Source organism: Shouchella miscanthi, from assembly GCF_007725405.1.
Taxonomy (GTDB): domain Bacteria; phylum Bacillota; class Bacilli; order Bacillales; family Bacillaceae_D; genus Shouchella; species Shouchella hunanensis.
This window is the reverse complement of the sequence record NZ_CP042163.1, coordinates 1,093,135-1,106,055: the sequence shown is the minus strand read 5'-3', so window position 1 is coordinate 1,106,055 and position 12,921 is coordinate 1,093,135. Positions and strand designations below refer to the sequence as shown.

Here is a 12,921-nt window from a genome sequence, read left to right as displayed (position 1 = left end):
GTCGTATTTCCCTTTCTAAGTAATACTCTTTTAGTATCTCAACATTATGAATTGATAGCAAGTTAATCAAAAAAGGCAACTAGCCTAATAAAACGCTAATTGCCTCTGTAAAAGCTAGATTTCGACTGATTGCTCGCTTATATACTTTCCTGCATGCTCACCTGAAAGCTTACCAAATACCGCACCAGACATTAAGCCGGAACCACCCGGATAATTATGATAAAAAAGTCCTCCAATCATTTCACCTGCTGCAAATAATCCGGGAATTTCGTCTCCATGTTGATTAAGAATATGACCATTTGGACTTGTTCTTACACCTCCAAATGTAAACGTTATCCCACACGTAACTGGAAATGCTAAAAACGGAGCTTGGTTAAATGGAAGTGCCCAATTACTCTTTGCCGGGTGTATCCCCTTCGTTCCTTTGCCATCTTTTATGGCCGGATTGTATTCTCCAGGCTGTACAGCTTGATTATAGTTATTGATCGTTTTGATTAATACATCTCCGTCAACACCCATTTTATGAGCTAGTTCCTCAATGGTATCCGCTTTATAGACCGAGGCTTCCTCGAGCCGATATTCTTTTCGTAAATTTCCAAAAACATTCCCATCAAACAATTGAAACGCTTTTTGCTCCGGTTGTTTCAGCGTTTCTTTTCCATATTTGGCATAGGTGTAATTTCTAAAATCTGCTCCTTCGTCAACAAATCGTTCACCAGCGGTATTAACGATTAAACCTAATGGATAGGATGATTTTTTGTAAATATCACCAGGTTTAGAAAAATCCCCTGTCTCCGGTGCAAAATAATCCGTCGTATGTGCATGACAACCTTCCCATTGACCATATTTTACGGCACCTAGTTTTAAAGCTAATTCTAAGCCATCACCTGTATTATATTCCGTCCCACGAACAATGGCATGTTCCCATTCTTCACCCAACTCTTCCATACGCTTTGCTGCATTTGCTTCAAAGCCACCGCACGCTAAAATAACGGTTTTCGCAGTAATTGTCTCTTCTCCCTTCTCAGTACCGACTGTCAATGTAAATTGGGATGATGATGACTTATCTAGATCTTTCAGTCGAGCGTTATAGGCAATCGAGATGCCTAGTTCTTCTACTCTCTTTAGCAATGACGAAATTAGACCAACACCTTTATTCGTTGTCTTTAACGGGAGCCCACCCCAGAACTGCTTTTTTTCACCATTCATGTAATATTGATTTTCGTTTAATTCAAATTGGATGCCGTTGCGTTTCATCCACTTAATCGTCTCAAATGAGCGCGTCACAAGCTGTTGTGCTAATTGAGAATCGGTTTGCCCTTCTGTCACACGTTGCAGATCGTCCATAAATTCATCTGTTCCGTAGTTTGGCATTTGAATTAATCGATCTTCTACCTTTACGTCATCAGACAATACTTCTTTTAAGGAATGCCAATCCCCATATGCGGTTCGAATTGCACCATCAGTAAAATAAGAGTTTCCGCCTCGTTTTTGTTTCGGCGCGCGCTCAAGAACGAGTACATCTTGACCACTTTCTTTTGCGGCAATCGCTGCGCATAAAGCTGCGTTCCCTGCGCCAACTACTACGACTGGCCATTGTTGTTTCTGATGAATTCTATTCATTTACATATCTTCCCTTCTGTCATGAGGTTTATTACATGATCGGTAAATTCGTTTGTCGTCGCTTGACCTCCAAGATCCGGTGTTGCTATTCCCTCTTTCAATGTGGCTGTTACTGACTCGCGCATTATGGAAGACAGTAAAGTTAAATCACGGTCTTTCTTTTGTTCACCAAGCCATTCAAACAACAGTGCAGTAGAGTCAATCATCCCAATAGGGTTGGCAATGCCCTTCCCAGCAATATCAGGTGCCGAACCATGTGCAGCTTGAGCCATCACTTTTGAAGCGCTTGCATTAATTGAACTTGCTAAGCCTAAACTCCCAACAAGTTCACCTGCTAAATCTGAGAGTATATCCCCAAACATATTTTCTGTGACAATTACATCAAAGTCAGGCATACGTCTAACTAAGTGCGCACACATCGCATCAATATGATAATCATCCACTTTAACGTCAGGGTACTGCTTACCAACTTCCCGACAAAGAGACAGGAAGAACCCGCTCCCTAATTTGATTACATTTGCCTTATGCACAATCGTTACCTTTTTACGTCGGCGCTGAGCTTTTTGAAACGCCGCATGGGCAATTCGTTCGATTGCTTTTCTAGTAAACACCCCTGTCGTCAAAGCAACATCTGGGGTCACCATCATTTCTCCTACTCCTTGGAACATATTTCGATCAACGTAAAAACCCTCTGTATTTTCCCTATAAATAACAAGATCGGCTTCGTCAATCATCCCACGTACAAATGGACTTGATTGAATTGGTCTTATATTGGCATATAAATCAAAATGATGCCTTAGCTCTCCACTTGGATTTCTAAGTTCTTTTAATTCAGCTGGGTAGGAAAGTGAATCGTGTGGACCCATTAACCAGCCTTCTAATTCAGATAGGTGCGCAATCGTTTCATCCGGCATACTTGTTCCGAATTGTTTAATCGCTTCTTCACCCATTTGTAGCGTCTTCCATTGAACAGCTACTCCCGCATGCAAGGCAGCCGCGGAAGCAATCGCTTTTGCAGATTCAACAATTTCATAGCCAATTCCATCACCGTGCAATACACCTAACGTAAGCACGACAGCACCTCCTTCTTTTTCGTTCATGCTTTTAGCTTACTAGCGTTAGGTCATGAAATAAAATATCATTTTTTTTGCATTTCCAATAAAATTTATTTATGATCTATTTCCATCGTCTGTATAAATTGAATAAAGCGCTCCACAACCGCTAATCTTGAAGCCTCTTCACTAGCAAGCAACCAAGTACGGCGAATAACAGGCTTCTTGTTTTTAAAATGTAACGGTTTAATGTACAGTTGATCCTTTTCAGATAAAGAAATCATTGGAGCAATAGAGTATCCTAACCCTTGTTTCACCATCTCTTTGCACGTTTCAAACCGATCTAGATCCATCTCTGTATAGGGTGGGTCTTCAAAGCGGTCATTCCACCAAGATTTAATGGACTCCGTTAGTGAAGTATCCGTTCGATAACTTAAATACGGTTGCATCGGAAGACTTTCTATTTTTAGTTTCGTTTTTGATATAAGCGCGAGCTGTTCTTCTTTCAAGAGCAACTTAATACCAGGCCAAGAAAAATCATTACGAAGAATACCTACATGAACAACATCATTTTGCAACAGATCAAGGATCTGGGTACTCCAGCCTGTCCGAACTTGAAAACGGACATTTTCATATTGATCAGAAAACGCTTTCAACATTTGTGGAAGTAAATATTGTGCATAATTACTAGAGGCACCGATTCTTAACGTACCACTCACTTCATTTTGCATATTCAGTAGTTGATCTTTCATTTGTTGATACGATTGAATCATTTCACGTGCTTGCTGTGCCAAATAATCGCCTTCTGATGTAAATCCAATCCCCTTTTTTGTTTTAAAGAAAAGCGAAACCCCAAGATCTTGCTCAATGCGTTTTAATCGATAGCTAATCGATGGCTGTGAAACAAATAATTTTTCAGCTGTTTTTGTAATATTTTTATTCTTATAAAGCTCATGTATAAGATGCCAATCTTTTTGATCCACCACATTCACTCCTCTTTTAAATTGTCCTCATTATACCGTTCATAGAAAAATTTTATAGTGTTTTATAAAATACAACTATTTTACTTATGTTTTGCAATCGCTTACAATTCGATTCAAGAACCAATTCAAGGGGGTTACAGCTATGAAGACAAAACACCTATCATTTTTTATTTTTTCATCCTGCATATTCTTTACCGCGTGCAACACCATTGAAGCAAACGATGCAAGTGAACAAACAACAACCGGCTCTTTATACGAGGATCGTGTTATTTCCTTTGTTGTTCCCTTTCAAGCTGGAGGAGGAACAGATGTATTTGCTCGGTTTATGACCCCCTATTTCTCGGAACATATTAGTGGCTCTCCTCGTGTTCAAGTTGAGAATATCCCTGGAGGAGGAAGCATTACAGGTACGAACGAATATGCACAAACTCGTAAACCAAATGGCAGAAACATTTTAACAACGAGTGGATCGTCCCATATTCCTTATATTCTCGGTCAAGGATCGGTTCAATACGATTTATCGAATATGACGCCGATTATTGGCTCTCCATCAGGTGGCGTTGTTTACACCAATCCAGAAAAAGCCTCTCAAGGTGTGCATGAACTTGTTGAGACATCAGGAGAACTTTTTTATGCAGGAATGTCTCCAACTGGTTTAGATCTTATCACCCTTCTTTCTTTCGAGGTCCTAAATTTAGATGTAAAAGCCGTGCTTGGCTATGAAGGGAAAGGTCCTTCACGTGTAGCTTTTGAACAAGGAGAAAGCAATATTGATTATCAGACAACAACTGCCTACAACCGAAATGTTGTGCCGCTTGTTGAAGAGGGTAGAGCGGTTCCCCTTTATAGTCTTGGTCAAATTGATGAAAATGGCGATCTTATCCGCGATCCTCAGTTCCCTGATTTACCTACCATTGAAGAGCTGTATATTGAATTACATGATGAAGTTCCTACTGGTGAAGCATGGGAAGCATATAAACAATTTGTCGGTGCCGGATTTACTTTACAAAAGGCGGTTTGGGTTCATGATGATGCACCAGAAGCTCATAAAAAAGAGCTTCACTCCTCCATGATTTCATTAATAGAAGATGAACAGTTTCAAGCGCAATCAGAAGAAATATTAGAGAACTATCAACCGTTTATTGGAGACGATTTACAAGATCGCATTAACGCGATGCTAGACGTCAACGAGAGTACAGTTAATTGGGTACGACAATTTTTGTTAGAAAATTATGACGTCGATGTTAATCGTCTATAAAAGGAGTGCTGTTCATGCTAGAGGCTGCTTGGGAAGCGTTACTAATTGTTTTGCACCCATCACGAATTGGTTTTATGTTCTTAGGCATTTTTATTGGTATCTTTGTCGGATTACTCCCAGGATTAAGCGGAACCGTAGGAATGTCTTTGCTCCTTCCCTTCGTATTCGGATTAGATCCTTTTGTTGGTATGGCCTTGTTAATCGGTATGGTCGCCGTTGTTCACACTGGTGATACATTTCCTTCTATCTTACTTGGTATCCCTGGTACGTCAGGTTCTCAGGCAACGATTATGGATGGCTACCCTTTAGCGAAACAAGGGCAGGCTTCTAGAGCTATGGGAGCATCCTTCTTTTGCTCAATGGTAGGTGGAGTTGTAGGTGGCATCTCTTTATATTTAATGATCCCTTTTGCCCGCCCATTAATATCGGCTTTTAGCTCTCCAGAATTATTTATGTTAACGATGCTTGGCCTAAGTATGGCTGGATTACTCGCCGGAAAGTCACCAATTAAAGGCATTATCTCTGGCTTACTCGGCCTTTTGATAGGCTCCATTGGAAGCGCACCTGCCGTTGCCGAATACCGCTATACATTTGGTTCTTTGTATTTATCAAACGGTGTCTCATTACCTGTGGTTGCTCTTGCTATTTTCGCTTTTCCAATTATGATCACAATGCTTTCAAGTAAAGGAAGCATTACGAGCAATCGACCCATCAAAGGCGGGATTATGAAAGGCGTTATGGACTCTCTTCGAAATAAGTTCTTAGTTTTTCGTAGTGCCGTTATTGGCACATTAATTGGATTTGTTCCTGGTCTTGGAGGTAGTGTTGTCGACTGGATTGCTTATGGTGCTGCTCAAAAAACCGTTAAAAACAATACATTTGGTCAAGGGGATATAAGAGGAGTGATTGCGCCAGAAAGTGCGAACAATGCGAAAGAAGGAGGCTCCTTAGTACCTACCCTATTATTTGGAATACCTGGATCAGGGACAACCGCCATCCTTTTAGGTGGCTTAACTCTTATGGGGCTAGAAGCTGGTCCAAGAATGCTTGGTGCCGACTTGCCTGTCACTTTATCCATTGTATGGACACTTGTATTCGCAAATATTTTCGGGGCGTTACTTTGCATGGCTTTAATACGACCTATATCCAAAATTAGTTTTATTCCGAGTGAAAAGATTGTGCCGTTTTTACTTGTCTTGCTTATTCTAGGTGCTTATCAGTCTAATTTCTCATGGGGCGATATTATCGTCTTTATCGCTATTGGCCTTCTAGGCTATATGATGACCATTTTAGACTGGCCAAGGCCCCCATTACTAATTGGGTTCGTACTTGCGATTTCAGCTGAAAGATACTACTGGATTTCCATTGAGCGCTATGGTTGGGAATGGCTTACAAACCCTATTGTTATAGGCATTGGCATTGTTATTGCTTTCCTCTTAACCGGAGGAATGTTAATGAAACGGTTTAGTAAATCGGTTGAGTCAAAAGGGGGAAATATGTCGCTATGAATAAAGACATCTTGAACATTATCTTTACGCTATTTCTCTGCATCGTTTTTGGTAGTGCCGCTATTCTCGCTTTAGGATTTTCTCGACTAGCACAATTCTTTCCACTTTATGTGTCGGTGGCTGGAACCATTTTGTCCATCATTTATCTTATCGTTTTACTCATTCACTACAATAAAAATCGCACCGAGCATGAACGGATTTCTTTTATTAAACCGTTACGATACATCGGCTGGATTGTTGGTTATATTGGCGTTATTTACGTCTTTGGTATGTTTATCGCAACCAGTTTGTTTATTCTTAGCTTTTTGCTCATCGAAACAACGATGGTTTGGTGGAAAACGATCATCTCTGTAGTATGTGTGCTTGTCGCCATTTCCACTGCCAGCAGCTTGCTCGGCGTTTATTGGCCAACAAATATTCTAGGTTTTTAAGGAGTGATAGATGTGAGAGAGTTTGAACGTATCCGTGCAGCCATCATACGAGGAGGCACAAGTAAAGGTGTCTATATATTAGAACATGAACTACCTAGCAATCCCGTTGTGCGTGATCAAGTCATTCTTTCTATCTATGGAAATGATGAACGTCAAATAGATGGATTAGGTGGGGCAGATGCTTTAACAAGCAAATTCGCAATGGTATCCGTCTCGACAAGAGCGGATGCTGATATTGCTTATACATTTGGACAGGTGGGGATTGGCACAAAGACAATTGATTACGGGACAAATTGTGGAAACATTTTGAGCGGGGTTGGTCCTTATGCCATCGATGAAGGGCTAGTTCCTCCAGTCGAACCGATTACGAAGGTTCGCATCTATAACACGAATACAAATAAAGTTATCATAGCCCATGTTCCTGTCTTTAATGGACGATCCGTTTTTACAGGGGATTTCTCCATTGACGGTGTTCCTGGTACTGGAGCCCAGATTTTGCTTGAGTTTGAGCACGCAGCAGGAGCTGTAACAGGCTCGCTGTTTCCAACTGGCAATCGGAAAGACACGCTCTCTATTTCATATGGAGATGTCGAAGTAAGTATACTCGATGTGACGACCGCTGTTGTTTTTTTACATGCACAATCCATTGGTTTAAAGGGAACTGAACTACCGTCACAATTAACCGTCGAGCAACTTCACCAGCTTGAAGAAATTCGAAGCGAGGGTGCCAGATTGCTCGGATTTGTCCAAAAGAGAGATCAAGCAACAGCGGTTACACCGGCAAGCCCCAAGCTGATCTTAGTTCATGAACCATGTGCGTATCAAACCACAACCAATCAAATGGTTCGAAAAGAAGGGATTTCATTTGTTAGCCGTGCCATGTCTATGCAAAAAATGCATCATGCTTTTCCTGTTACCGGTGGTCTATGCACAGCTATTGCCTCACAGTTGAAAGGGACTGTCGTAGCAGATGTGAATCATACTACATCATCCTCCAATATAACGATTGGTCATCCTTCTGGCACGATGGGCTTTTCAGCAAAAGTGGAAGAACAAGAATATGAAGAGCCAATCATTAAGCAAGCTGCAGTTGCACGAACGTCTCGGAGGTTAATGGAAGGCTATACGTATGTGCCTCGTTCTATTTATTGGCAGTCTTCATGAGTTTGTAATGATCTGATGAATTAAACCTTTCCACATTGACGTCCTTTACGACGACAGCTAAAATTAGTTTAAAAAGGGTGTTTTGATGACATTTTACATTGCATCATCGTTTCGAAACGTGGAAGCTGTCCGCACGCTAGCTACTTCATTACAGAAACTTGGCTATACACAAACATACGATTGGACTCAGCATCAGCGTGCCTCAGAAGCTCAGGAGTTAAAAACGATCGGCGAGCTTGAAAAGCAAGCTGTTGAACGTGCTCGTTTTTTTATCCTACTGTTACCTGCCGGAAAAGGAAGCCATGTGGAATTAGGGCTTGCTCTTGCAACGAATAAGCCGATTATCATTCATTCACCCCCTAGAACAACGATTGACCCTTCAACGTTCTACTATCTTAACGGTGTCACTCATAGTAATAGTGAGCTAAGTGACCTTCCTACCATCATTGACGAATGGGTTCGTTCAACGTAACGAGCCCATCCATTTTTTTTGAGACGACTTGAGCTAGATGACTGATCGCTCATAGTAAACAAACTGTTGTGCCTTTCCTTTCCACATAAATGATTCGTTGTCACGTCCTATTTCATGAAACCCGTTTTTCACTAGCACTTTTTGAGACGCTACATGAGCTGAAGTCGTCTTTGCTGTCACTTTTTGTAAATAAGGATGGCTCTGCGCTTCTTCCATTCCTAGCGCAAGGGCTTTTTTCGCATAACCTCGACCTGAGAAAGCTTCTCCTATTCGATACCCTACATCTGCCGTTTCACCATTTATCGTTAGATTAAGACGGCCAATAAGTGCTCCTTCCTTATTGAAAATTAGATAGAAAAGGCCCTGCCCACTTTCCTCTTCCTTTATCAGTTCCTCTAAGCTTTTACGAAAGGCTTCTTTCTGATAAAAGGTTTCTCCCCTACTCGGTACCATCGTTTCAAAATAAGTGCGATTGGTTTGTTCAAACTGATACAATGTTGTTTCGTGATCTTGACGAAGTCTTTCTAATTTCAACCCCTGTTGAGTTGTTCGATTGGATCGGTTCTGCTGAGCCGGCTTTTCCTGTATGTTGTGCTTAGGTTTTTCGTTATCATTTACTTGTCTTTTCGTACTTTCTTGAAGATTCATCGGATCGTTCACTCCATTTCTTCTTGTTACTAAATTGTAATTTCACGCTCTTATCGCTAGAAAGCAGGTTCTCTCACAATTGATTTGTTTGATAGCATTTGTAATCAACTTTCGTAGCACGTATAATAATGCTACAATCCAAACTAGTAAACTGGTTATCTCTAAACCATCTAAAGAACGAACTACACCTAGGGAGTGGAAAGGATGAAGAAACGCCTCAATTTCAAAAGTTGGCTAATGAACGCTGTCACCACCTTTGCGGCTTTACTCGTCCTATTGGCTGGGGCACTTATGTTCGTTGGCTATAAAGCAACGAATCCAGCAATTCGACTCCTTGAAAGCAATCCTAGTCATTACGACCTTGCCTATGAGGAAGTTCAATTCTCGAATAAATTTGACCACATTTCATTAAGTGGTTGGTGGATTCCATCTGAGCATAATTCCCTTTTTAATACGGATAAAGCTGTTATTTTTGCTCACGGTTATGGATACAATCGTACTGAAATGCCGTTTAGTCCCCTGCAATTAGCCAGTCGTTTAAATAAAGAAGGCTACCACGTGTTTATGTTCGATTTTCGAAATTCAGGTATGTCTGAGCAAGCACCTACAACATTTGGCGGTAATGAAAAGACAGATTTATTAAGCGCCATTGACTATGTAAGTGAAACATACGAAATCGAGGATATTGCCTTAATGGGTTGGTCTATGGGCGCTGTCACTTCGATTATGGCAGGAGCAGAGTCTGAACAAGTGAAGGCGGTAATTGCGGACTCTCCCTTTGCCAACTTAAGTGAGTATGCTGCTGAAAGTTTTCAATACTGGACTGGCCTACCAAAATCATTTGCAACAGGAACGACCCGTGCCATTGGTGTGATGGTCCCTGGGTTTAATCCAACTGACGTAACTCCTTTGTACGCCGCTCAGTCGTATCCAGAAGATAAAGGGTTATTTCTTATTCACTCAATGCAAGATGGAGCCATTCCGTATTCGGAATCCGAAGCCATTCATCGGAGTGCTTCAGGAAGCGAACTTTGGCTACCGGAAAAAGGCGGACATATCCGTAGTTATTTTCATTTTGAAAATGAATACGAGGAACGTGTATTAAACTTTTTAGATCGCCATTTCATCAAGCATGAACCGTTTATCTCTGACCCCATATACTTTTCGTAAACCTTGTTGACCTATTTGTTCAACAAGGTTTTTGTTTTTATTTTCTCATAACATTCATTCATTTCAACAACCAAAATGACAGTTGTCATTTATTTTTGATGACAGCCATGTCTAGTATCGGTAAAAGCTACATTCTACACTTATATTCAAGCTATACTAAAAGGAGTTAATCATGACCGAGAGAGGATGGCTTGCTTTTGTTTTTTTATCCACGTAATCAGCTTAAACTATTTTTTTTGGACTTAAGTGTCTTTGCTTTTTTATTGTTTATCTTGCTTCAAGCTGAGTCTGAACTTTCTTATTTCATTCGACTACTTGCCTTTATCCTCATCCTCTTCTTATACGTTATCACATTGAACTTCAAGAAGTGGCTACATGTTCTAAGTAGTTTGCTAGGCATTTTGCTGTTCACCTTTTTAGCTATTCAAACAACCCCCAATTTGCTTATTTACTTATTTGTTTTTTCAGATGCCAGCGGGAATGTAAAGATTACACCCTATGTTTTGCTTACCCAAATCGGATTGGTATTGAGTTATGTAACTGTATCTAGCATTTCCTATGGGGATCCTTTTGCTTTTCTTACAACCATGTTCTTCCCCTTTCTCTTTCTTCAGCTTGCATTACCATACGTTATTCGAATGATTAAGCGTACACAAAGTTTGGAGAGGGATCTAGCTGTTGTAAATAAAGAAATCGAGTCTCTAATAAAAGAAGAAGAACGAAACCGAATAGCAAGGGATCTCCATGACACGCTTGGTCATACCATGGCTGTGATTAAATTTAAAAGTGAGCTAGCCATAAGACTAATGGATCAAGACTCGAAACGAGCAAAACTTGAAATGAAAGCTGTGCTTGAGGAAATAAAGGGTGCTTCTAAACAAGTACGGGAGGTAGTCTCAGAATTAAAGCACATACGCATTCAAGATGAACTACAGCACGGTAAATCCCTTTTCAAAGGAACCTATATCAACTACTTCATTACTGGTCAGCACTCCATTCCCCAGTTATCAGAAGTAACGGAATCCATGCTAGCGCTTAGCATTCGAGAAGCTCTGTTAAATTGTTACAAGCATAGTCGAGCCGATCGCGTTCATGTCCATTTTTCACTAAAAGATGCTACCCTGACGTGTGAAATAAAAGACGACGGCGTTGGAATGTCGCAAGAACGAGATCTTGATGGCACAGGTATTCAATCTATTCAAGAACGAATGGCGTTCGTTAATGGGAGAAGCGAATGGAATCAACATACCATAGGAAATGGTGTTACGATCACGCTATTCTTGCCTATAATTGATAAAGGAGGGAACGCTCTATGATTCGAATTTTTATTGCTGAGGATCAAACGATTCTGAGGGATGCGTTAACTTCTCTCATTCATTTAGAGACCGATATGAACGTAATTGGTCAAGCTAGGACAGGAAAAGAGGTACTAGCATCTCCCATCATTCAAGAGGTAGATGTTCTCTTGATGGACATTGAAATGCCAGAAGGAACAGGTCTTGAAACAGCAGCTAAACTGAAAGACATCGGTTTTAACGGTAAAATTGCGTTACTTACCACTTTTTCTCGTGCAGGCTATATTGAATCTGCCATGCGGATTGGTGTAAATGGCTATTTGCTAAAAGATGAAGCGATTGAAGACCTTGTTGATGGCATACGTCGGGTGTATAGGGGCGATACCGTTATTTCACAAGCGCTTCACCAGCAGTTGTTTCAACTCCAACACAATCCTCTAACAGAGCGGGAACAACAACTACTATCGTCCATTTTGATTGGAAAAACGACCGAAATGATGGCAAAAGAACACTTTCTGTCTATTGGTACCGTCCGAAATTATTTATCTACTGCTATGCAAAAATTACAAACAACGAATCGATTTGAAGCTGCGCAAAAAGCAAATGAGAAAGGTTGGTTAACAACATGAAAGGAATTATTTGGGAATGAATGTATTTTTGAACTATGGAGGAATTATTTTTATTACTTTAGAGGTTCTCTCTTTACTCTGTTTGCTGTTATTCGGTTTAACACGGTATTGGTTTAACCGTAAAACGATTAGCAACACCTTTATTTTTTTATTTATTCTTATGACTATTTTAGAAGCGATACTGGCTTGGCTACTTTATCGAGAAACAGGAGAAATTTCCTCTCTACAGATTATTATTACCATCTTTGTTCTTTACGCCATTACTTTTGGGTATCAAGATTTTCGAAAACTTGATCGTTGGATGAAGAAAAAAATTGGTCAGTGGCGTGGAGTAAATCTATTGACAGCTGACGATAATCGCAAAGCTGAAAAACAAAAAGACCCATTCTACAAAGCAAAGCACTATCGACATACTGCTTTTATTCATATCGTTGTTTTCTTAAGTGCACAAATGATTTTCTTTTCATTAGGAACAGAATCAATCCTCGAAGCCTTTTCTTATCTTCAAAATTGGTCCTGGCTTAACGGTGATACACCTATTGATGCTACACCTTACCCTAATGAAACCATTTATAGTATTTCCATGATATGGGGAATTGTTTTTGTCGCCGATATGATCTATTCATGGTCATACACCCTTTTTCCGCAAAAGACAAAATAGGCTTTCATAACCTGATTTTGTCTGTCT

General features: G+C 40.4%; 13 protein-coding genes. 9 read left to right on the top strand and 4 right to left on the bottom strand.

Going from position 1 to position 12,921, the window contains the following annotated elements:
* Positions 1-114: 114 nt before the first annotated feature.
* The 3 genes from tcuA to FPV17_RS05340 all read right to left on the bottom strand — a co-directional run bounded on the left by tcuA (position 115) and on the right by FPV17_RS05340 (position 3,658).
* Positions 115-1,623: an FAD-dependent tricarballylate dehydrogenase TcuA gene (gene tcuA, locus FPV17_RS05350; RefSeq protein ID WP_144558406.1), complete on the bottom strand. Its 1,509-nt coding sequence runs from the start codon at positions 1,621-1,623 to the stop codon at positions 115-117.
* A complete protein-coding gene (locus FPV17_RS05345; RefSeq protein ID WP_144558405.1) occupies positions 1,620-2,723 on the bottom strand; it encodes an isocitrate/isopropylmalate dehydrogenase family protein in 1,104 nt (367 codons plus the stop codon). Before FPV17_RS05345 ends, tcuA begins: the two co-directional genes overlap by 4 nt.
* 65 nt (positions 2,724-2,788) lie before the next feature.
* Positions 2,789-3,658: a LysR family transcriptional regulator gene (locus tag FPV17_RS05340; protein ID WP_144558404.1), complete on the bottom strand. Its 870-nt coding sequence runs from the start codon at positions 3,656-3,658 to the stop codon at positions 2,789-2,791.
* Between the two features lie 142 nt (positions 3,659-3,800).
* On the opposite strand from FPV17_RS05340, the gene FPV17_RS05335 reads away from it, so the two are divergent.
* The 5 genes from FPV17_RS05335 (at position 3,801) to FPV17_RS05315 (ending at position 8,491) form a co-directional block, all read left to right on the top strand.
* Positions 3,801-4,916 carry a Bug family tripartite tricarboxylate transporter substrate binding protein gene (locus FPV17_RS05335; protein WP_144558403.1) on the top strand — a complete coding sequence of 372 codons (1,116 nt, stop codon included), beginning with the start codon at positions 3,801-3,803 and terminating at the stop codon, positions 4,914-4,916.
* A 14-nt stretch (positions 4,917-4,930) separates the two neighbouring features.
* On the top strand, positions 4,931-6,424 hold the full coding sequence (locus FPV17_RS05330; RefSeq protein ID WP_060705622.1) for a tripartite tricarboxylate transporter permease: 1,494 nt from the start codon (positions 4,931-4,933) through the stop codon (positions 6,422-6,424).
* Positions 6,421-6,855, top strand: coding sequence for a tripartite tricarboxylate transporter TctB family protein (locus FPV17_RS05325; protein WP_035394848.1), 435 nt, complete (start codon positions 6,421-6,423; stop codon positions 6,853-6,855). The genes FPV17_RS05330 and FPV17_RS05325 overlap by 4 nt, the downstream gene beginning before the upstream one ends.
* A gap of 12 nt (positions 6,856-6,867) precedes the next feature.
* Positions 6,868-8,019, top strand: coding sequence for a 2-methylaconitate cis-trans isomerase PrpF family protein (locus FPV17_RS05320; RefSeq protein WP_144558402.1), 1,152 nt, complete (start codon positions 6,868-6,870; stop codon positions 8,017-8,019).
* An 85-nt stretch (positions 8,020-8,104) separates the two neighbouring features.
* Complete coding sequence (locus tag FPV17_RS05315) at positions 8,105-8,491, top strand: group-specific protein (RefSeq protein ID WP_144558401.1); 387 nt, start codon at positions 8,105-8,107, stop codon at positions 8,489-8,491.
* Between the two features lie 33 nt (positions 8,492-8,524).
* Here FPV17_RS05315 and FPV17_RS05310 read toward each other — a convergent pair whose 3' ends face one another.
* Positions 8,525-9,139: a GNAT family N-acetyltransferase gene (locus FPV17_RS05310; protein WP_144558400.1), complete on the bottom strand. Its 615-nt coding sequence runs from the start codon at positions 9,137-9,139 to the stop codon at positions 8,525-8,527.
* A 204-nt stretch (positions 9,140-9,343) separates the two neighbouring features.
* Here FPV17_RS05310 and FPV17_RS05305 point away from each other — a divergent pair, with 204 nt between their 5' ends.
* The 4 genes from FPV17_RS05305 (at position 9,344) to FPV17_RS05290 (ending at position 12,894) form a co-directional block, all read left to right on the top strand.
* Positions 9,344-10,309: an alpha/beta hydrolase gene (locus FPV17_RS05305; RefSeq protein ID WP_035394854.1), complete on the top strand. Its 966-nt coding sequence runs from the start codon at positions 9,344-9,346 to the stop codon at positions 10,307-10,309.
* A gap of 197 nt (positions 10,310-10,506) precedes the next feature.
* Positions 10,507-11,625 (top strand): sensor histidine kinase, encoded by a 1,119-nt coding sequence (locus FPV17_RS05300; RefSeq protein WP_144558399.1) that lies wholly within the window; start codon positions 10,507-10,509, stop codon positions 11,623-11,625.
* On the top strand, positions 11,622-12,233 hold the full coding sequence (locus tag FPV17_RS05295) for a response regulator transcription factor (RefSeq protein ID WP_144558398.1): 612 nt from the start codon (positions 11,622-11,624) through the stop codon (positions 12,231-12,233). Before FPV17_RS05300 ends, FPV17_RS05295 begins: the two co-directional genes overlap by 4 nt.
* A gap of 16 nt (positions 12,234-12,249) precedes the next feature.
* The gene (locus FPV17_RS05290; protein ID WP_144558397.1) at positions 12,250-12,894 is read left to right on the top strand and encodes a hypothetical protein; all 645 of its coding nucleotides are present in this window, start codon (positions 12,250-12,252) and stop codon (positions 12,892-12,894) included.
* Positions 12,895-12,921: the final 27 nt, after the last annotated feature.